The organism is Kitasatospora sp. NPDC023118 (assembly GCF_055560875.1).
The window spans coordinates 40,042-59,954 of the sequence record NZ_JBVHHW010000010.1; the positions used below are offsets into that span (position 1 = coordinate 40,042).

19 protein-coding genes are annotated in these 19,913 nt (G+C 71.9%); 4 read left to right on the plus strand and 15 right to left on the minus strand.

All coding sequences use genetic code 11. The features are described from left to right. Window positions 1-118: 118 nt before the first annotated feature. From ACZ3UD_RS14965 to ACZ3UD_RS15010, 10 genes are all read right to left on the minus strand, one after another. Window positions 119-1,174 (minus strand): YeiH family protein, encoded by a 1,056-nt coding sequence (locus ACZ3UD_RS14965; protein WP_465586434.1) that lies wholly within the window; start codon window positions 1,172-1,174, stop codon window positions 119-121. An 8-nt stretch (window positions 1,175-1,182) separates the two neighbouring features. Further along, window positions 1,183-1,764, minus strand: a complete 582-nt coding sequence (locus ACZ3UD_RS14970) for a cysteine dioxygenase family protein (protein ID WP_465586437.1) — start codon at window positions 1,762-1,764, stop codon at window positions 1,183-1,185. Window positions 1,765-1,840: 76 nt separating this feature from the next. Next, the gene (locus ACZ3UD_RS14975; protein ID WP_380612888.1) at window positions 1,841-2,746 is read right to left on the minus strand and encodes a LysR family transcriptional regulator; all 906 of its coding nucleotides are present in this window, start codon (window positions 2,744-2,746) and stop codon (window positions 1,841-1,843) included. Window positions 2,747-2,919: 173 nt separating this feature from the next. Continuing rightward, window positions 2,920-3,786 carry an amino acid ABC transporter permease gene (locus tag ACZ3UD_RS14980; RefSeq protein WP_465586439.1) on the minus strand — a complete coding sequence of 289 codons (867 nt, stop codon included), beginning with the start codon at window positions 3,784-3,786 and terminating at the stop codon, window positions 2,920-2,922. Further along, window positions 3,783-4,427, minus strand: coding sequence for an amino acid ABC transporter permease (locus ACZ3UD_RS14985; RefSeq protein WP_465586442.1), 645 nt, complete (start codon window positions 4,425-4,427; stop codon window positions 3,783-3,785). Before ACZ3UD_RS14985 ends, ACZ3UD_RS14980 begins: the two co-directional genes overlap by 4 nt. A 12-nt stretch (window positions 4,428-4,439) precedes the next feature. Beyond that, the gene (locus ACZ3UD_RS14990; protein WP_465586445.1) at window positions 4,440-5,363 is read right to left on the minus strand and encodes a glutamate ABC transporter substrate-binding protein; all 924 of its coding nucleotides are present in this window, start codon (window positions 5,361-5,363) and stop codon (window positions 4,440-4,442) included. Window positions 5,364-5,372: 9 nt separating this feature from the next. After that, window positions 5,373-6,101: an amino acid ABC transporter ATP-binding protein gene (locus tag ACZ3UD_RS14995; protein ID WP_465586977.1), complete on the minus strand. Its 729-nt coding sequence runs from the start codon at window positions 6,099-6,101 to the stop codon at window positions 5,373-5,375. Window positions 6,102-6,148: 47 nt separating this feature from the next. Beyond that, a complete protein-coding gene (locus tag ACZ3UD_RS15000; RefSeq protein WP_465586448.1) occupies window positions 6,149-6,394 on the minus strand; it encodes a lipopolysaccharide assembly protein LapA domain-containing protein in 246 nt (81 codons plus the stop codon). A 140-nt stretch (window positions 6,395-6,534) separates the two neighbouring features. Further along, the gene (locus ACZ3UD_RS15005) at window positions 6,535-8,307 is read right to left on the minus strand and encodes an ABC transporter ATP-binding protein (protein WP_465586450.1); all 1,773 of its coding nucleotides are present in this window, start codon (window positions 8,305-8,307) and stop codon (window positions 6,535-6,537) included. Next, window positions 8,304-10,271, minus strand: a complete 1,968-nt coding sequence (locus ACZ3UD_RS15010) for an ABC transporter transmembrane domain-containing protein (RefSeq protein WP_465586453.1) — start codon at window positions 10,269-10,271, stop codon at window positions 8,304-8,306. The genes ACZ3UD_RS15005 and ACZ3UD_RS15010 overlap by 4 nt, the downstream gene beginning before the upstream one ends. 494 nt (window positions 10,272-10,765) lie before the next feature. On the opposite strand from ACZ3UD_RS15010, the gene ACZ3UD_RS15015 reads away from it, so the two are divergent. Then, window positions 10,766-11,629: an aldo/keto reductase gene (locus tag ACZ3UD_RS15015; protein ID WP_465586456.1), complete on the plus strand. Its 864-nt coding sequence runs from the start codon at window positions 10,766-10,768 to the stop codon at window positions 11,627-11,629. A 197-nt stretch (window positions 11,630-11,826) separates the two neighbouring features. On the opposite strand, the gene ACZ3UD_RS15020 is transcribed toward ACZ3UD_RS15015, so the two are convergent. Continuing rightward, window positions 11,827-12,693, minus strand: a complete 867-nt coding sequence (locus ACZ3UD_RS15020; RefSeq protein WP_465586459.1) for a MarR family winged helix-turn-helix transcriptional regulator — start codon at window positions 12,691-12,693, stop codon at window positions 11,827-11,829. Between the two features lie 402 nt (window positions 12,694-13,095). Between ACZ3UD_RS15020 and ACZ3UD_RS15025 the strand changes: the two genes are divergently transcribed. Both ACZ3UD_RS15025 and ACZ3UD_RS15030 read left to right on the plus strand, forming a co-directional pair. Then, window positions 13,096-13,767 (plus strand): SDR family oxidoreductase, encoded by a 672-nt coding sequence (locus ACZ3UD_RS15025; protein WP_465586462.1) that lies wholly within the window; start codon window positions 13,096-13,098, stop codon window positions 13,765-13,767. Between the two features lie 232 nt (window positions 13,768-13,999). Beyond that, window positions 14,000-14,785, plus strand: a complete 786-nt coding sequence (locus ACZ3UD_RS15030; protein ID WP_465586465.1) for a phosphatase PAP2 family protein — start codon at window positions 14,000-14,002, stop codon at window positions 14,783-14,785. 61 nt (window positions 14,786-14,846) lie between these two features. Here ACZ3UD_RS15030 and ACZ3UD_RS15035 read toward each other — a convergent pair whose 3' ends face one another. Continuing rightward, a complete protein-coding gene (locus ACZ3UD_RS15035) occupies window positions 14,847-15,065 on the minus strand; it encodes an I78 family peptidase inhibitor (protein ID WP_380612839.1) in 219 nt (72 codons plus the stop codon). A gap of 77 nt (window positions 15,066-15,142) precedes the next feature. On the opposite strand from ACZ3UD_RS15035, the gene ACZ3UD_RS15040 reads away from it, so the two are divergent. After that, window positions 15,143-15,415: a DUF6343 family protein gene (locus ACZ3UD_RS15040; protein ID WP_465586468.1), complete on the plus strand. Its 273-nt coding sequence runs from the start codon at window positions 15,143-15,145 to the stop codon at window positions 15,413-15,415. 68 nt (window positions 15,416-15,483) lie between these two features. Here ACZ3UD_RS15040 and ACZ3UD_RS15045 read toward each other — a convergent pair whose 3' ends face one another. From ACZ3UD_RS15045 to hpnH, 3 genes are all read right to left on the minus strand, one after another. Continuing rightward, on the minus strand, window positions 15,484-16,884 hold the full coding sequence (locus ACZ3UD_RS15045; RefSeq protein ID WP_465586471.1) for an aspartate aminotransferase family protein: 1,401 nt from the start codon (window positions 16,882-16,884) through the stop codon (window positions 15,484-15,486). Then, window positions 16,874-18,784 carry a 1-deoxy-D-xylulose-5-phosphate synthase gene (dxs, locus tag ACZ3UD_RS15050; RefSeq protein ID WP_465586474.1) on the minus strand — a complete coding sequence of 637 codons (1,911 nt, stop codon included), beginning with the start codon at window positions 18,782-18,784 and terminating at the stop codon, window positions 16,874-16,876. The genes ACZ3UD_RS15045 and dxs overlap by 11 nt, the downstream gene beginning before the upstream one ends. Window positions 18,785-18,884: 100 nt before the next feature. After that, window positions 18,885-19,913 (minus strand): adenosyl-hopene transferase HpnH, encoded by a 1,029-nt coding sequence (hpnH, locus tag ACZ3UD_RS15055; protein WP_465586476.1) that lies wholly within the window; start codon window positions 19,911-19,913, stop codon window positions 18,885-18,887.

Sequence of the window (19,913 nt, forward strand, 5' to 3'; positions counted from 1 at the left end):
GGTGAAGCCCGCGATGCCGACCCCGCGGAGCCGACCTTGCGAAGCCGACCCCGCGGAGCCGACCTTTCGAAGCCGCGTAAGTCGCGTCCGCGCAGCCGACCCCGCACAGCCGCACCCGTCAGGTCGTGAGCAGCACCCCCGCGTACGACACGCCCGCGACGACCACCCAGGACCCGAGCCCGAGCAGCGCGATCCGCCCGCCCGTGCGCGCCATGGTCGGCAGGTGCACCGCACTGCCGAGGCCGAACAGCGCGGCGGCCAGCAGCAGTTCCTGCGCGTCCCCGGCCAGGTCGAGCGTCCGCTCGGGCAGCACCCCGGTGGTGCGCAGCACGATCATCGCGAGGAACCCGGCCACGAACAGCGGCATGATCGGCGGCCGGCTGCCGCTCTTCTCCCCGCCCGTCGCGGCGGCCCCGCGCACGTTCCGCCGCACCACCACGGCCACGCCCGCGACCAGCGGCGCCAGCAGCACCACCCGCATCAGCTTGACCAGCACGGCCTCGCGCAGCGCCGCCGTCCCGCCGGTCTGCGCGGTGGCGACCACCTGCCCGACGTCGTGCACGCTCGCGCCGACCCAGCGGCCGAACTCCACCTCGCCGAGCCCCAGCGGGTGCTGGAGCAGCGGCAGCACGGCGATCGCCAGCGTCCCGCACAGGGTGACCAGCGCGACGGAGGAGGCGACGTCCTCCTCCTCGCTGCCGGCCGCCTGGCTGACCGCGCCGATCGCCGAGGCCCCGCAGATCGAGTACCCGGTGGCGACCAGCAGCGGTTGGTCCCCGGGCAGCCCGAGTTTGCGGCCGAGCCACATCGTGCCGGCGAAGGTGGCCGCGACCACCGTGAGCACCATGGCGACGGTGGCCCAGCCGAGGCCGAGCACGTCGTCCAGGCTGAGCTTGAGCCCGAGCAGCACGATCCCGAGCCGCATCAGCCGCTTCCCGGCCATGGACAGCCCCGGCCGGGCGACTCCGCGCACCACCGGGCGCAGCCCGGGCAGGTGGGCCGCCGCCATGCCGAGCACGACGGCGGCGGTGAGCTTGGGCACGGCCGGGACGACCGCGTGGACGCCCAGGGCGGCGGCCACGCCGGCGGCGGCGAGCAGCAGGCCGGGGGCGTCGCCGCCGAGCGGGGGGAGTGAACGGGTGCGGGTGGCCCGCTCCCGGAGGGTGAGTGCCACGCCGCCGCTCACCGCTCCTGGTCGGCGGGAAGCCGGTAGACCCGCCGGATGCTGGTGCCGAGCCGCGAGATGTCCGCGCCGTACACGTGGATGGAGATCGCCGTGCTGCTACAGGAGTTGCGCACCAGGTGGATGTCGCCGGGCGGGGCGAAGGCAGCGACGGTCCCGGCCGGGCCCGCCACGTGCTCGGTCTCGACCAGCCGGGCACTGCGCCCGTCGGAGACCAGCCGGTAACGGATCTCGCTCTCCTGGCCCTGGTGGACACCGGCCACGCACCACGAGACGTGGTCGTGGATCGGGGTCTGCTGTCCGGGCAGCCAGACCAGGGCGACGACGGAGAAGCCGCCGTCCTCCTCGGCGTGCACGACGTGCTGGCGGTAGCGCTGCGGGTCGCCCTCGCGCTGGGCGGGGGTGAGCAGCGCGTCCGGCCCGTCGGGGTCGGCGAGCAGATGCGGGGCGAGGCGCTCACCGACCAGGTAGGCGGTGAGTTCCGGGGGCAGTCCGCGGTCCACGACGGCGCGGATCTCACTGATCAGCGCGGTCATCCGCTCGGTGAGCCGGTCAGTGCCGACCGTGGATGGGGGTGTCATGTCAGCAGGTTCGGACCTACTGACCTATCACGTCCAACGAGGTCTTGTAAGCGATACCCCCACTAGTGCTTATGGGTCAGCATCCGACCCGGCTCGCCGCCGCCTGCCGGAGGTGGTCCAGCACCAGTCCGGTGGCCGGTATCCGCCGGTGCTCGCTCAGCACGTACGCGCTCACCTGCCGGCGCAGGTGGGGTTCGACGGCCCTCCCGGTGACCTTGCGGTGGCACATGAAGGAGAGCACCAGGGCGGGCATCAGCGCGATCCCGACCCCGGCGGCGACCAGGCTCTGCACCGCGAGGTTGTCGTCGGTGGAGAACACGATGTCGGGCGCGAAGCCCTCCTCGGCGCAGACGTGCAGCAGGTTGGCCCGACAGCGCGGACAGCCGGCGATCCAGCGCTCGCCGTCCAGGTCGGCGAGCCGTACGGCGTGCCGGCGGCCGAGCGGGTGCCCGACCGGCAGCAGCACGGTGAGCAGGTCCTCCATCAGCGGGATCTCGTCCAGGCCGTCCGGCACGTCGGTCGCCGCGCCCGGGTAGCGGAAGGCCAGCGCGATGTCGCACTCGCCGCGCAGCAGCCGCTGGACGGAGTCCGGCGGCTCGGCCTCCAGCAGCTCGACCCGCACGCCGGGGTGTTCGGCGAGCAGTCGGGCCATCGCCTCGGGTATCAGGGTGGCGTTGGCGCTGGGGAAGGCGCAGACCCGGACCCGTCCGGCGCGCAGCCGGGCGAGCGCGGCGAGCTGCTGCTGGGCGGCGGAGAGGCTACCGAGGATCAGTTCGGCGTGCCGGGAGAGCGCCTCGCCGGCCTCGGTGAGCCGCAGGCCGCGCCCGGCGCGGGTGAACAGCGGTACGCCGACGCTGCGTTCGAGGGCCTTCATCTGCTGGGTGATGGCGGGCTGGGTGTAGCCGAGTTCCCGGGCCGCGGCCGAGTAGGAACCGGCCCGGACCACCTCGTGGAACGTCCTGATGTGCCGCGAGTCGAACACCGGCTCCATGGCCCCTCCGCCCGGTCGTCTTCGCCCTTCCCCGCAATCATAAGAGGAATTTGGAGGCAGCGACCCTGCCCCCATCCACACCTATGGTTCAGTCCCGAACCAAGCTTCCCACTGCCCCAGCCCCACTGCCCCGAACTCACTGCACCGAACTCACTGCACCGAACTCACTGCACCGAGGGCGGCAACCCCATCGCGACCCCGGCCTTCGCCACCGGAGCCCCGCCGCGCACGCTCGGGCTGCGCCGGCTGCGCCGCTCGACGAAGCGGGCGAGCCAGGACAGCAGCAGGCACATGCCGATGTAGATCGGCGCGATCACGATCACCACCGGGATGAACGGCAGGTCGTAGTCCAGGTTGGTGGCGATCAGCTTGCCCGCGTGCAGGAACTCCTCGTAGGTGATCAGGAACCCCAGCGAGGTGTCCTTGAGCGCGACCACCAGCTGGCTGATGATGACCGGCAGCATCGCCCGGTTGGCCTGCGGTACCAGCACGTACACCATCACCTGGGTCTTGCGCATGCCCAGCGCGTACGCCGCCTCCCGCTGCCCCTTGGGCACCGCGAGCACGCCGGCCCGGAACACCTCGGCCAGCACCGAGCCGTTGTAGAGCACCAGCCCGGCCACCAGCGCCCACAGCGGCTGCACCTTGAGGGCGACGAAGACGAAGAAGATCATCACCAGCAGCGGCATGGCCCGGAAGAACTCCACCACCAGCGTGGCGAACCAGCGCACCACCCGGTGGTCGGACAGCCGCCCGGCCGCGAACAGCGCGCCGAAGGGCAGCGCGAACAGTGCCGTCCAGCCGAAGGCCCGCAGGGTGTTGCCCAGCCCGCGCAGCAGCAGGTCCTGCACGCCCCGGTACTCGAAGGGCTCCCACTTGGCGTAGGTGAACTGGTGGGTTTGGAACAGCATGTAAACGACCCAGCCGATCAGCGCCGCGATCAGCAGCAGCGCGATCCCGCCGTACAGCCGGTGCCGGGCCAGCGCCTTCGGGCCGGGGATGTCGTACAGCGCCGAGGATTCAACGGTCATCGGGACACCGCCACTCGTCGTTCCAACAGGTTGAAGACGGCGCTGACGGCGAGGGTGATGATCAGGTAGCCGACGGCGATCCAGACGAAGGTCCAGACGATGCTGTAGCCCAGCTCGTTGATGGTCCGGTAGGTGCCCAGCAGTTCGGTGACGCTGAAGGAGCCGGCGATCGCCGAGTTCTTGACCAGCGCGATCATCACACTGCCGATCGGCCCCACCACCGAGCGGTACGCCTGCGGCAGCACCACCAGGCCCATCGTCTGCCCGAAGCTCAGGCCCAGGCTGCGGGCCGCCTCGCCCTGCCCGGACGGCACGGTGTTGACGCCCGAGCGCATCGCCTCGCAGACGAAGGCCGAGGTGTAACAGCCGAGCGCCAGCACCGCGAAGGTGTAGAAGGGCAGGGCGATGTTGAACCGGGGCAGGCCCAGCACCACGATGAAGAACAGCAGGGTCAGCGGTGTGTTGCGCAGCAGGGTCACCCACACCGTCCCGAACACCCGCAGCGGCCGCACCGGCGAGACCCGGAAGCCCGCGATCAGCACGCCCAGCACCAGCGACAGCGCGGCGCTCACCGCGAACAGCGAGAGCGTGCCGAGGAAGCCGTCCCAGTAGGTCGACCAGTTGTCGGTCAGCGTTTTCACGGCGCGGCCCTCTCAGTACCGGTCGATCGGCGGCGGGGTGGGCGCGGGCTCCCCGGACAGGCCGAGGGTCGCGTCGAAGGCCTTCGTCCAGTCGCCGTTCTGCTCGTGGTACGCCAGCGCGTCGTTCAGCGCGCCGCGCAGCACGGTGTCGTTCTTCGGAGTCCCGATCCCGTACGGCTCGGTCGAGAACAGCGGACCGACCACCTTGAGCTCGTCCGGCGCCTTGGCCGCGTAGCCCAGCAGGATCGCGTTGTCGGTGGTGACGGCGTCGACCTGGCCGGTGATCAGGTTGTCGACGCAGGCCGAGTAGGTGTCGTAGCCGATCAGGTGTGCCTTGGGGTACTGCGACCGGATGCGCTGGTACGGAGTCGAGCCGGCCGCCGAGCAGACCTTCTTGCCGTCGAGGTCCTGCGGCCCGTGGATGCTGTCGTCGTTCTTGCGCACCAGCAGCGACTGCCCGGCGAGGAAGTACGGCCCGGCGAATCCGACCAGCTTCTTCCGGTTGTCGTTGATGGTGTACGTGCCGACGTAGTAGTCCACCTGGCCGTTCTGCAGCGCGGTCTCACGGTTGGCCGAGGCGATGGTCTTGAACTGGATCTTGTCCGGCCCGAAGCCCAGCGAGGCGCCGACCATCTTGGCGATCTCGATGTCGAAGCCGGAGTACACGCCGGTGGCCGGGTTCTTCTGGCCCAGGTAGGGCTGGTCCTCCTTAGCGCCGACCACCAGGTGGCCCCGGGCGCGGGCGGCGTCCAGGGTCGGCGAGCCGGTGATCGAGGAGGCGTCCTGCACCTGGTAGCTGGGCAGCGCGCTGGGCTGGGGGCCCTTGGGCGGCGGGGTGCCCGCCTCGCCGCAGCCGGCCGCCAGGGCGGTGAGCAGCAGGGCGGCGGCGAGCAGGCGGCGGCGCGCCCGCACGATGGGCGTCGTCTTACGGGTCACGGCGCCGCCTCAGTGCTTCAGGATCTTGGACAGGAAGTCCCGGGCGCGCTCGCTCTCGGGGGCGCTGAAGAACTCCTCCGGGGCGCGGTCCTCGACGATCCGTCCGTCGGCCATGAACACCACCCGGTTCGCCGAGGCCCGGGCGAAGCCCATCTCGTGGGTGACCACGACCATCGTCATGCCCTCGCTGGCGAGCTGGCGCATGACGTCCAGCACCTCGTTGATCATCTCGGGGTCGAGCGCCGAGGTCGGCTCGTCGAACAGCAGCGCCTTGGGGTCCATCGCCAGCGCCCGGGCGATTGCCACCCGCTGCTGCTGGCCGCCGGAGAGCTGGGCCGGGTACTTGTCGGCGTGCGCCACGAGGCCGACCCGCTCCAGCAGCGAGCGGGACTTGGCGTCCGCCTCGGCCTTGGGCCGGCCGCGGACCTTGATCTGGGCGAGCGAGACGTTCTGCAGCACGGTCTTGTGCGCGAACAGGTTGAAGGACTGGAACACCATGCCGACCTCGGCACGCAGCTTGGCCAGGCCCTTGCCCTCCTCGGGCAGCGGCTGGCCGTCGATCACGATGGTGCCGCGCTCGATCGACTCCAGCCGGTTGATCGCCCGGCAGAGCGTGGACTTGCCGGAGCCGGAGGGGCCGATCACCACGACGACCTCGCCGCGGCCGACCGTCAGCTCGATGTCCTGGAGCACGTGCAGGTCCCCGAAGTGCTTGTTGACCCCGCGCAGCTCGATCAGCGGGGTGAAGGCCGAGGAGCCGGTCGGGACCGGCCCGGGAGCGGTGGTCACCGGCCGCGCCGTCCCTTCATCAGCCAGCCCAGCACGGCGCCGGCGACCAGCGTGGCCAGCAGCGTGATCCAGAGCGGCGCGGTGACGGTGAACACCCAGAACTGGATCTTGACCTTGTCGAGGTTGGCGAACAGGAACCACACCGCCAGGATCACGATGACAACGATCCCGATGTACCGCGTGGGGATCCCGCCGATCTCGCTGCGCTGGGGGCGGGACGAGCCGTCTGAAATCTTGGTCACCGGAGCAGTCTGCTGGCCGGGGCGGCGACTTGCCCGGTTACGCGCCCTTACGGGCAAGGGAGTAACCCGCACGGGGCAATCCGACCCCGTGCGGGTTTACCGATCTACGTCTTCTGGAGCGCGTCGAACTCCCCCGGCCGCTACCGCTCGTCCCGCCAGGAGCGCCACAGCGCCGCGTACGGGCCGCCTGCCGCGACCAGGTCCGGGTGACTGCCGTACTCGCTGATCCGCCCGCCCTCGACCACGGCGATCACGTCCGCGTCGTGCGCGGTGTGCAGCCGGTGGGCGATGGCGATGACCGTCCGGCCCTCCAGCACCCGGGAGAGTGAGCGCTCCAGGTGCCGGGCGGCACGCGGGTCCAGCAGCGAGGTGGCCTCGTCCAGCACCAGGGTGTGCGGGTCGGCCAGCACCAGCCGGGCCAGGGCCAGTTGCTGGGCCTGCGGCGGGGTCAGCGAGGTGCCGCCGGAGCCGACCTCGGTGTCCAGCCCCTCCGGCAGGGCGTCCACCCAGGCCCCGGCGTCCACGGCGTCCAGCGCGGCCCGCAGTTCGGTGTCGTCCGCCTCGGGCGCGGCCAGCCGCAGGTTGTCCCGCAGGGTGCCGACGAACACGTGGTGCTCCTGGTTCACCAACGCGACCTCCGCGCGGACGCGCTCGGCCGGCATCTTGGACAGCGCGGCCCCGCCGAGGGTGACGCTGCCCCGGCCGGGCGCGTAGATGCCGGCCAGCAGCCGCCCGAGGGTGGACTTGCCCGCCCCGGACGGGCCGACCAGCGCGACCCGGGTGCCCGGGGCGACGTCCAGGCTGATCCCGTGCAGGACGTCGGCGCCCTCACGGTAGCCGAAGCGGACGTCCCGGGCCTCGACCCGGCGGCCGTCCGGACTCACCGACTCGTCGCCCTGGTGCTCCGGCACCTCGTGCACACCGACCAGCCGGGCCAGCGAAGCCTGCCCGATCTGCAGTTCGTCGTACCAGCGCAGGATCAGGTCCACCGGGCCGATGAGCATCTGCGCGTACAGCACGCCGGTGGTCAACTGGCCGACGGTCAGCCAGCCCTTGAGAGTGAACAGCCCGCCTACCATCAGGGTGGCCAGCACCGCCGAGGTGTAGACCGCGTCGATGGTCGGGAACCAGACCGAGCGCAGCCACAGGGTGTACCGCTCCCAGGCCAGCCACTGGCGCAGCTTGCGGTCGGTCAGCCGGACCCGCTGCTCGCCCAGCCGCAGCGCCTCCACCGTCCGCCCGGCGTCCACCGTTTCGGCCAGCACGTTGCTCACCGCGGCGTACCCGGCCGACTCGTTGCGGTAGGACTGCGGCGCGCGCCGGAAGTACCAGCGGGAGCTGACCAGCAGCAGCGGCAAGCCGACCAGCGAGGTCAGCGCGAGCAGCGGCGAGGTGACCAGCAGGGCGCCGAGCACCAGCAGCAACGACACGACGGCGACGGCGAGTTCGGGCACCGCCTCGCGCACCGACTTGTCCAGCCGGTCGATGTCGGTGGTGCCCCGGGAGACCAGGTCCCCGGTGCCGGCCCGCTCCAGCACACCGGTGGGCAGCGCGACCGAGCGGACCAGGAAGTCCTCCCGCAGGTCGGCCAGCACCCGTTCACCGAGGACGGCGCCACGCATCCGCGACCAGCCGGTGAACGCGGACTGCACCATCAGGGCCAGCAGGTACCAGCCGACCGCCACCGCGATGGTGGCCCCGGCCGTGCCGGTGGTCAGCGACTCGACCAGGCTGCCGAGCACCCAGGGCCCGACCAGCCCGGCCAGGGTGGCCACCGAGTGCAGCGCCACCACCCCGGCGAACCCGCCCCGGTGCCGCCCCGCGAGCAGCCGCAGGTATCCGCGCACGGCGGCCGGGGAGCCGACCGGCAGGGTGGTGGCCGGCCCCTGCTCCTGATGGACGGGGGGCTTCATGACGTACTCCTCGCGTGCGGTACCGGACAGTTGACGCGGGCGGTCTCACCGACTCCGTGACTCGCTTGCTCGTCTCCGGGCGCTTCCGGTCCGGTGCCGACGCTCTTCGCTCCGGCACTCCCTCCTCCGTCGGTCGCTGGTCGTTCCTCGCTCTCGGCACCGGCGCGCCCTTCGACTCGGGGCGGGACCGGGGCACTCTCCTCGTCCCGGGTGACCACGGCCCGGTACGCCGGCTCGGTGCGCATCAGCTCGCGGTGCCGCCCTGCCACGACCGCCCGGCCGCCCTGCAGCAGCACCACCCGATCGGCCTGGTCGAGCAGCAGCGGGCTGGTCGCGAACACCACGGTGGTGCGCCCCGCCCGGGTGTCCCGCAGCCCGGTGGCGATCCGGGACTCGGTGTGGGCGTCCACCGCGCTGGTGGGCTCGTCCAGCACCAGGACCGGCGGGTCCGCCAGCAGTGCGCGGGCCAGGGCCAGCCGCTGGCGCTGCCCGCCGGAGAGCGAGCGTCCCCGCTCGGTGACGAGGGCGCGCATCGGGTCGCCCCCGCAGTCCGGCGAGCCGTCCGCCAGTGCCTCCAGCACGTCCTCGCAGCGGGCCGCGACCAGCGCCTCGGCCACCGGGACCCGGCCCGAGGACGGGATGTCCAACAGCTCGGCGAGGGTGCCGGAGAGCAGCACCGGCTCCTTGTCGTGGACCAGCACCGCCGCCCGGGCCTCGGACAGCGGCACCGCGTCCAGCTCCGTGCCGCCGAGCCGGACGGAGGGCAGCGCCTCCTCGGCCTCGGCCGACGGCTCCTCCCCCTCGGCCGTCGGGACGTGCCCGCCGAGCCGCTCGGCGAGCGCCCCGGCGAAGTCCGGGTCCCCGCAGACCACCACGGTCAGCTCACCGGCCCGGGCGGTCAGCCCGGTCGCCGGGTCGTACAGGTCGGCCTTGCCGGGCCGGGTCAGCGCGGCCCCGGCCGCTGCACTGGTCCGGTTGAGCGAGAGCACCCGCACGGCCCGCCCGGCGGAGACCCGGGCGACGCTCCAGGCGTGCGCCGCCTCACCAAGGATCCGCAGCGGCTCGGCCAGGAAGGCGGTCGCGCCGTACACCGCGATCAGGGTGCCGACGGCGAGCTCGCCGGAGGCCGCCAGCCGGGCGCCGTACCATGTCACCCCGACCACGAACAGGCCCGGCAGCAGGATCTGTTGGGCCTGCATCAGCGACCAGACCCGGGCCGAGCGCACCGCGGCCGACCGGACCTTCTGGGAGGCCACCCGGTACCGCTCCAGGAACAGCTCCTCGCCGCCGATGCCGCGCAGCACCCGCAGCCCGGCCACCGTGTCGGCGGCCAGCTCGGCGGCCTTGCCGCCGAGCTCGCGCTGCTTCTCGTAGCGCCGCTCGAACGGCCCGATCAGCGGCCAGACCGAGGCGGCCAGCACCGGGACGCCGAGCAGCACCCCGATCCCGAGCACCGGTTCGACCACCAGCACCGCCGAGCTGACGGCCAGCCAGACGATCACCGCGGCCCGGACCCGGGCGACCAGCTCGACGTACCAGCCGATCCGCTCGACGTCCCCGCTGCCGACCGCGACCACCTCGCCGGTGGCGATCCGGCGGGACAGCCCGGCCCCCAGGCGGGAGGCCTGCCCGGCGACCAACTGCCGCACCTGGCAGGCGGCGTGGATCCAGTTCCAGACCGCCTGCCGGTGCAGCAGCACGGCGCCGAGCGCGGCGGCCGCGGACAGCAGCAGCCCGAGCGCGCCGGCCCGCCAGAGCCCGGCGGCGTCGCCGTCCACGGCGGCCTGCACGCCGCGCCCGAGCGCTATCGGCATCGCGGCCTGGGCGCTCATCCCCAGCAGCGCCCAGCAGGTGGCGAGCACCTGCCCGCGCCGCTGGGCGCGCTGCAGCCAGCGCAGGAAGGCCAGGGGTGAGGAGAGGTCGGGACTGCCGGGATCGGCCAGCGGCAGAGGGGTGAGCAGCATGACACTCCGATGCGGAAGGTGCGGAAGGCGCGGAGGTGCGGGGGCGCGAGGGTGCGGGCGCGTGCGGAGGGCCGCGAGGGCGCACAGGCACGGACCCGACGGAACGGGCGAAGGGCGCGCGGCGCAGCGGCGCGGCGACGTCCACACGTCCGGGGAGAGGCCGGACGGACAAGGGTTGGGCACGAAGGGCCCGGATCTCAGGAGGTCATGTCAGTGAGCCTGCCAAGCCCGATGTGATCCACGCAACAGGTTTTTCGTCGCGCCCGATCTCGGTGCCCCGCCCCCAGGCCCGTCGAGGACCCACTGGCGTCCCGCTGACAGCCCGCTGACAGCCCGGCACCGGCGCGGCCGCCGCCCGTCGCTGACGGCCCGGGCGCACGCCACGCCGTCGTAAAGCTTCGCCAAGGATTCGCCCGACCGGCGGGAACAATCGCCTCGGGGCGCCAGTTGCCCCCACTGGAACCAGCAACCACCAGGAGAGGGCACCCCTTCCCGTGAGCAACATCCCCAGCGTCACCCTGAACGACGGCGCTTCCATCCCCCAGCTCGGCTTCGGCGTGTGGCAGGTCCCGGACGACGAGGCCACCGCCGCCGTCCGCACCGCGATCGAGGCGGGCTACCGCTCCATCGACACCGCGGCGATCTACGAGAACGAGGCCGGCACCGGCGCGGCGATCGCCGAGGCCCTGGCGGGCGGCGTCGCCCGCGAGGACCTCTACATCACCACCAAGCTGTGGAACTCGGGCACCCGGGACTGGTCCGGCGAGCAGGGCCGGGACGCGGTGCTGCGCGAGTTCGACGCCTCGCTGGCCAAGCTCGGCCTCGACTACATCGACCTGTACCTGATCCACTGGCCGCGCCCGATGCACGGCAGCTACCTGAACGTCTGGAAGGCCCTGGAGCAGCTGAAGGCGGACGGGCGGGCCAAGTCGATCGGCGTCTCCAACTTCGGCGCCGAGCAGCTGACCCGGGTACTGGACGAGGCCTCGGTCGTCCCGGTGCTGAACCAGGTCGAGCTGCACCCGTACTTCCCGCAGGAGGAGCTGCGCGCCTTCCACGCCCAGCACGGCATCGCTACCGAGGCGTGGAGCCCGCTGGGCCAGGGCGGCGAGCTGCTGGCCGAGCCGGCGCTGGTGAAGATCGCCGAGAAGCACGGCCGTACGGTCGCACAGGTGGTGCTCCGCTGGCACCTGCAGAACGGCGTGATCGCCATCCCGAAGTCGGTCACCCCGTCCCGCATCCGCGAGAACCTGGACGTCACCGGCTTCGAGCTGGACGCCGAGGACCTCACGGCGATCGCCGCCGTCGCCACCGGCAAGCGGATCGGCCCGGACCCGCAGGGGTTCGACTGGAACTGACGCCCGACGCGGGGGCGCCGGCCGCCACGCGGTGCCGCGTCCCCGCCAGGGAGAACACTGGCCGACGGCCAGTCATATCGAAGTACCGCCCATCCCGATCAGAGAGGGGCGGTACTTCGGTGTGCCCGGATTCACCGGCGGCCGCAGATCTCAGATGCCTTGGCGAATCGTTTTGGCTGGGCTTACACAGGCTTTGCCTAGAGCCTGGCGGCCTTGGCGATGAGCGCGAGCGCGGCCTCGTGCTCCTCCTCCTCCAGCGGCGCAAGCAGCAGCCGCTGAACCTCGGCCACTCCGGCGGCCGAGCGGTGCAGCAGGTCCTGACCCGCCGGCGAGAGCGACAGCAGGTTGCGGCGGCCGTCCGAGGGGTCGCGCCGACGCTGCACCAGACCGCGGCGCACCAGCCGGCTGACCATCTCGGCCATCGTGGCCTTGTCCAGCGAGGCCAGCTCGCCGACCGTGCGCTGGTCCGCGCCCGGCTCCAGCTCCAGCGCGTCCAGCACGGCGTACTGCGGGGCCGTCAGCTCCGCGCCGACGTGCTCCGACCAGAGCTTGGTGTGCACCTGCTGGCCGACCCTGATCAGGTAGCCGATCGCCCGCTGGGCGTCCAGTATCGGCCGCGCGTCCGAGAACACGGCGACCGCGGCGGGCTCCAGCCTGGCTATCTTGGCCATCACCCGGACGACCTCGACCTGCTCGTCCGGGGTGAGCGGCTCGAACAGCACCCGCTGCACGCGGACCACACCACCGGTGGCCTCGCGCACCGCCTGGGCGCCGCTCTGCGAGAGCGCGAGCAGCTTGCGCCTGCCGTCGGCCGGGTCACGCCTTCGCAGCACGAGGCCGCGGCGGACCAGCCGCGCGACCATCTCCGCCATCGTGGCCTTGTCGAGCGAGGCACGCTCGCCGACCGTGCGCTGGTCCGCGCCCGGTTCGAGGGCGAGCACCAGCAGGACCGCGAACTGCGGAGCCGTGAGATCGGCTCCGACGTGCTCGGACCACAGCCGGGTGTGAACCTGCTGCGCAACGCGAATGAGGTGTCCGGGCGACTGCTGCAGTCGCGCCGACACGCGGGTTGTCGGGATCTCCCCCAGCACCATGTATCCGTCCCGATGTCACACCCGGTGTGTGTGGGACACCCGGGTGGGGCAGTAACGGCGAGTGGGCGTCCAGCTATGAGGGAGGGCGCTCCAGCCGTGCAGCCGGTGGCTGCTGGCGGACACTATACAAACGGCGGGCCCTTGCTGGCAGGCAGGGGCGGATAGTAGACGCAGGTTCGGCAACATTGGCATATTTACGCGCCGCCAAGCCCTTGCGGTAACCCGTTCTCAGCAGAAAGCCGACCGGTCGGTCCTTACCGACCGTCACCTGCGCCTCTCCACCCTGGCCGCGCCCCCTACCCGCCGGTAGGGTGTGGGCACCCTCTCCGGGGGCACTCCCCCGGAGGCACCCCGAGAGAGACGAGAGCGCGCATGACCGAGCAGAGCACCGCCACCCGGGTCGCCGTCGTCACCGGCGCCGCCCGCGGCCTGGGCGCCGCCACCGCCGTCCGGCTGGCCGTCGGCGCCGATGTCTCGGACGCCGAGCAGGTCCAGGCGGCCGTCGACCGCGTGGTCGCCGAGCTCGGCGCCCCGGTCGTGCTGGTCAACAACGCGGGCGTGCTCCGCGACAACCTCCTCTTCAAGATGTCCGAGTCCGACTGGGACACGGTCATGAACGTCCACCTGCGCGGCGCCTTCCTGATGACCCGCGCGGTGCAGAAGCACATGGTCGACGCCGGTTTCGGGCGCATCGTCAACCTGTCCTCCTCGTCGGCCCAGGGCAACCGCGGCCAGGCCAACTACTCCGCCGCCAAGGCCGGACTCCAAGGCTTCACCAAGACTTTGGCCATTGAGCTGGGCAAGTTCGGCATCACCGCCAACGCGGTCGCCCCCGGCTTTATCGCCACTGACATGACAGCAGCCACCGCGGCCCGGGTCGGCATGGACTTCGAAGACTTCAAGCGGGCCGCGGCCGCTCAGATCCCGGTCCAGCGGGTCGGCGAGCCCGAGGATGTCGCCCACACCATCTCGTTCCTCGCCAGCGAGGGCGCCGGCTTCGTCTCCGGACAGGTGATCTACGTGGCGGGCGGCCCCCTCGACTGAGCACGGAACCTACACAGGGTTACCACGGGGTGGGAGGCCGGGCGGACCGGCCTCCCGCCCCGTTTTCTTTACCGGGGCTTTTGGAGAATCATTCGAAGACCACACTGGTTTTCGATCCCGAAATACTGGAAATCACTCCCCGGGCCACCTCGCGGACGACCCAATTGTCGATTTCGCGGGAAGATGACAATTCCCTCCGAAATAGCCCCGGTCGGATGGGTAAGGTCACCCCGTGCAATCCAGAAGTATCGCCGCCCGCATTCCGCGACAGGAGTCGGAACGCCGCACCGCCGACCACCGGGAACTCCGGAGTCCCGACCGCGCCCCCGAGGGGGTGGCCCCCCGTCGCGACGAGCTCGGCTGGCCCCCGATAAGCCGCCGCCGGGCCGCCCTGCTCGCCGCCACCTGCGGCGTCTACCTGCTGGTGCTGGCCGGAGTCCTGCTCAACACCGACCTGGTCGACCTCGACTGGTCGGTCCGCCTGCTCCGCCCCTACGACCGGTGGCCCAGCCTGGAGCCGCTGCTCGCCACCTGGGTGGTCGCCGGGCAGCGCGGGCCCAGCGCCATCGCCGCCTTCGTCTGGCTCACCTGGCGCGCCCACCGCCTCGGGCGGCTGCGCCCGCTGCTGGTGATGGGCGTCGCTCTGCTGCTGCTCAACATCACGGTCGGCGCGGTCAAGATCGTCACCGGTCGGCTCGGGCCGCACTACGCCCAGTACGTCGGCTCGCCCGAGCTCTTCTCCGGTGGCACCATCTTCCCCTCCGGGCACACCGCCAACGCCGTGGTCACCTGGGGCGTGCTCGCCTACCTCGCGGTCCGCTGGCGGCGCATCGGCGCGCTGATCGCCGCCGCCACCGCCTGCTCGATCGGCCTGACCACGGTCTACCTGGGCACCCACTGGGTCAGCGACGTACTGGCCGGCTGGGCCGCCGGGCTGCTGGTGCTGCTCTCACTGCCGCTGCTGGAACCGCTGGTCGCCACCGCCGAACAACGCCTCCACCGCCGGTTCACCCGCTGACCCCGACGGCTGCCCCGGCCTGCACACACCCGAACCCCGCACGCCCGGCCCACCGGCGGCGCTACCCCTCCCAGCTGCGCTCGACCACACCGTCCCGCACCGCGAGGTTGAGCCGCCCCTCCCGGTACTCCATGGTGATCATCTGCCCGGGCTCCAGTACGCGGACCGAGGCCCAGCCGTGCCGCCGGGCCAACTCCCGGGCGCGCTCGATCCGCAGCCCCGCGTACCCCTCGGCGTCCTCCCCCATCGCGCCCGCCCCCGCGCTGTCCGACCCCGTCACCACGCCTCCCCCGGCTCGCCCGCTCGGACGTACGCTGGAATCGTAGCCCCCACCCGCGCGGCCCGGAGGTGACGGCCATGCGCACCACGACCCCACGACGGTGGCGCAGCGGAACCGAGCCGTCCACCGCCCGCAGCGACCTCAAGCTCCGCTACCTGCTCTCGCTCACCTTCACCCCGCTGTTCGCGTTGAGCACCGTGGGCTTCGCCGTCTGGGCGGCCGTCTCCCCCGTCAACGGCGCTCCCAGCCGGGGCACCCTCACCGGATTCGCCGTCGCCCTCGGCCTGCTCACCCTGTTCGCCGCCGTCGATCTCGTGGTGGTCATCCGGCGCCGCCGGACCGAGCTCTGACGCGGTGTCTCCCACGGAGTGGGCAGCCGGCCCGGCCGACTGCCCACTCCCGGCACGGGGACGGGCCGTCAGCGGTTGCCGACCGCCTGCTTCACCAGCGTCCGCCCGAAGTCCCACATCAGGCCGTTCCCCCGGTGCGCCTCGTCCATGATCTCGGTGAAGGCGTCCACGAACCGGTCCACGTCCCGGTCGGTGATGATCAGCGGCGGGATCAGCTTGATCACTTCCAGGTGGTCTCCGGACACCTGGGTCAGGATCCGGTGCCGCCGCAGCAGCGGGACGACCACCATCTGCGCGAACAGCCCCTTGCGCGCAGCCTGCAGGGCGGTCCACCCGGTGCGCAGCTTCAGCGACTTGGGCCGGCCGAACTCGATGCCGATCATCAGCCCGCGGCCGCGCACCTCGGCGAGCAGCTCGTACTTGTCGACCAGCGCGACCAGCCGCTCGCGGAACCGGTCGCCGACCTGCCGGGCGTTCTCCACCACCTTCTCGTCGCGCATCACCGCCAGGGTCGCCAGCCCCGCCGCCATCGCCTGGGCGTTGGACCCGAAGCTGGCCGAGTGCACCAGCACCCGGTCCATCGAGGAGTACACCTTCTCGAAGATCCAGCTCTTGCCGAGCGTCGCCCCGACCGGCACGTACCCGCCGGAGAGCGCCTTGGCGACGCACACCAGGTCGGGCAGCACGCCTTCCTCGCTCTGGTAGGCGAAGAACTCGCCGGTGCGGCCGATCCCGGTCTGCACCTCGTCGCAGATCAGCAGCGCCCTGTGCTCGTGCAGCAGCGCCTGGGCGGCGCGCAGCCAGCCGGGCGGCGGCGCCTGGACGCCCTTGCCCTGGATCGGCTCGACGATCAGCGCCGCGACGTCGCCGCGCTTCAACTCCTTGGCCAGCGCGCCGATGTCGCCGAGCGGGATGGCGGTGTCCGGCAGCAGCGGGTCGAAGCCCTTGCGGAAGCCGCTCTCGCCGTTGACCGAGAGCGAGCCGGTGGTCAGCCCGTGGAAGGCGTGGTCGGCGTAGAGGATCCGCTTGCGCCCGGTGGCGTACCGGGCGAACTTGAGCGCGGTCTCCACCGCCTCGGTGCCGCTGTTGCCGAAGAACACCCGGTCCAGCCCCGGCGCGTACGACAGCAGCCGCTCGGCCAGCAGTCCGGGCAGCGGCGAGCAGTCGAAGCGGACCAGGTCCGGCAGGTCCAGGTCCATCACCTGCTGGATCGCCGAGCGCACCACCGGGTGGTGGCGGCCGAGCGCGAAGATGCCGAAGCCGGCCAGCATGTCGAGGTACTCGTTGCCCTCGGCGTCGTAGAAGTACTGGCCTTCGGCGCGCTCGTAGTACTTGTCGAAGCCGATGGTGTGGAGCATCCGCGGCAGCTGCGGGTTGAGGTACCGGCTGTGCAACTCGTAGCGCTCACCGCCGCGTTCGGCGACGAGGGCGGCGAGGTCGAAGGCGGGGCGGTCTGGGTCAACCGGCATGGCGCGGATTCGCTCCTCGGGTCGGTAGCAGGTTCTTGGCGAAGACAGCGGTCTGGGCCGCGACCCCGGTGCCGGTCAGGCCGGTCTCCTCCAGGATCTCCCCGCGCGCCGCGTGGCCGAGGAACTCCTGCGGCAGGCCCAGCACCCGCACCGGGACGTCCACGTCGGCGTCGCGCAGCGCCTGGGAGACGACCGAACCGACGCCGCCGATCCGGCCGTTGTCCTCGACGGTGACCACCAGCCGGTGGACGGCGGCGAGTTCGGGCAGCGCAGGATCCACCGGCTTGACCCAGCGCGGGTCGACCACGGTCGCGGTGAAGCCCTCAGCGAGCAGCAGCCGGGCGGCGTCCAGGCAGGCCGAGGCGGTGGTGCCGACGGCGACCAGCAGGATCTCCGGCAGCGCGCCGGTGCGCAGCAGCACGTCCATCCCGCCGATCCGGTCGATCGCCGCGACGGCGGGCCCGACGTTCCCCTTGGGGAAGCGCACCACGGTGGGGGCGTCCTCGACCGCGACGGCCTCGCGCAGCTGAGCCCGCAGCTGGTCGGCGTCGCGCGGCGCGGCCAGCCGCAGTCCGGGGACGACCTGGAGGATCGACATGTCCCACATGCCGTTGTGCGAGGCACCGTCCGGCCCGGTCACCCCGGAGCGGTCGAGCACGAAGGTGACGCCCAGCCGGTGGAGGGCGACGTCCATCAGCACCTGGTCGAAGGCCCGGTTGAGGAAGGTCGAGTACACCGCGACCACCGGGTGCAGCCCGCCGGTGGCCAGGCCCGCCGCGCTGGTGACGGCGTGCTGCTCGGCGATCCCGACGTCGAAGGTCCGGTCCGGGTAGGCCTTGGCGAACGGTCCCAGCCCGACCGGCTGGAGCATCGCGGCGGTGATCGCCACCAGCTCGGGCCGCTCGGCGCCGAGCTCGACCAGTTCCGCGCCGAACACGGAGGTCCAGGAGACCCCGGCGCTGGGCGAGATCGGCAAGCAGGTGTACGGGTCGATCGGGTTGACGGCGTGAAAGCGGTCGGCCTCGTCCCGCTCGGCCGGCAGGTAGCCACGCCCCTTGACGGTCAGGCAGTGCACGATGACCGGGCCGCCGAAGTTGCGGGCCTGGCGCAGCGCCTGTTCGACCGCGCCCAGATCATGGCCGTCGATCGGCCCGAGGTACTTGAGCCCGAGGTCCTCGAACATGCCCTGCGGCGCGAAGGCGTCCTTGAACCCCTTCTTGGCGCCGTGCAGCGCGTCGAAGATCGGCTGGCCGACCAGCGGGGTGCGCTGCAGCGCCTCCTTGCCGAGGGCGAGGAAGCGCTCGTAGCCCTGGGCGGTGCGCAGGGTGGCCAGGTGGTTGGCCAGGCCGCCGATGGTCCTGGCGTAGGAGCGCTCGTTGTCGTTGACGACGATGACCAGCGGCCGGTCGCGCGCCTCGGCGATGTTGTTGAGCGCCTCCCAGGCGAGCCCGCCGGTGAGCGCGCCGTCGCCGATCACCGCGACGGTGTGCCGGTCGTGCTGGCCGAGCAGCTGGGCGGCCTTGGCCAGCCCGTCGGCGTAGGAGAGCGCGGTGGAGGCGTGCGAGTTCTCGACCAGGTCGTGTTCGGACTCGGCACGCGACGGGTAGCCGGACAGCCCGCCCTTCGTCCGCAGTTTCGAGAAGTCCTGGCGGCCGGTGAGCAGCTTGTGGACGTAGCTCTGGTGCCCGGTGTCGAAGACGATCCGGTCGTACGGCGAGTCGAAGACCCGATGCAGCGCGATGGTCAGCTCCACCACGCCGAGGTTGGGCCCGAGGTGGCCGCCGGTGCGGGTGACGGCGTCGATCAGGAAGTCGCGGATCTCGTCGGCGAGCAGCGGGAGTTCGGACGCGGGCAGCTTGCGCAGCTCGGCCGGGGATGTGACGCGGGAGAGCAGTGACACGGGTACACCTCACGACTCGATGCGGTGCGGTGGTGACTCCGCCCGCGGGGCGGGGCCGGCCCGGGCGCCGCGGCCCGGGCCGGACTGAGCACGACCGGGCTCAGTGCCCGCGGTTGGCGCTGACGGTCTCGGTGATGGCGCGCAGCGACTGCTGGAGGGAGCCCATGGTCGCGAGGACGGCGGTCGGCTCGTAGCCGCAGTGGGCCATGCAGTTCTCGCAGCGCGGGTCCTTGCCGCGGCCGTACTTGCTCCAGTCGGTCTTCTCGACCAGCTCGCGGTAGGTCGGCACGTAGCCGTCGGCCATCAGGTAGCAGGGCCGCTGCCAGCCGAACAGCGAGTAGTTGGGGATTCCCCAGGGGGTGCACTCGAAGTCGGCCTTGCCCTCCAGGAAGTCCAGGAAGAGCGGGCTGTGGTTGAGCCGCCAGCGCTGGCGGTTGCCGCCGGCGAAGGCCTTGCGGAACAGCTCGCGGGTCTGCTCGACGCCGAGGAAGTGCTCCTGGTCGGGGGCCTTCTCGTAGGCGTAGGCCGGGGAGATCATCATCTCGTCCACCTTCAACTCGTCGTTGAGGTAGTCGAGTACGTCGATGACCGTCTGCGCGGTGTCGGTGTTGAAGAAGGTGCTGTTGGTGGTGACCCGGAAACCGCGCCGCTTGGCCTCCTTGATCGCGGCCACCGCCTCGTCGAAGGTGCCCTCCTTGGCCACCGACTCGTCGTGCCGCTCGCGCAGGCCGTCGATGTGCACGGCGAAGGTGAAGTACGGCGAGGGCTTGAACTTGTCAATCTTCTTGCGCAACAGCAGCGCGTTGGTGCAGAGGAAGACATACTTGCGGTGCTCGACCAGTTGTCGGACGATCTCGTCGATCTGCGGGTGCATCAGCGGCTCGCCGCCGGCGATCGAGACCATCGGGGCACCCGACTCCAGGACCGCGCCGACCGCCTGCGCGACGGGCATCCGCTGCTTGAGGACGCCCGCCGGGTGCTGGATCTTGCCGCAGCCCTCGCAGGCCAGGTTGCACGCGAACAGCGGTTCCAGCTCGACGATCAGCGGGAACTTGTCCCGGCGCTTGAGCAGCTTCTGCTGCAGCAGGTAGGTGCCGACCCGCACGGTCTGGCGCAACGGCATGGCCAT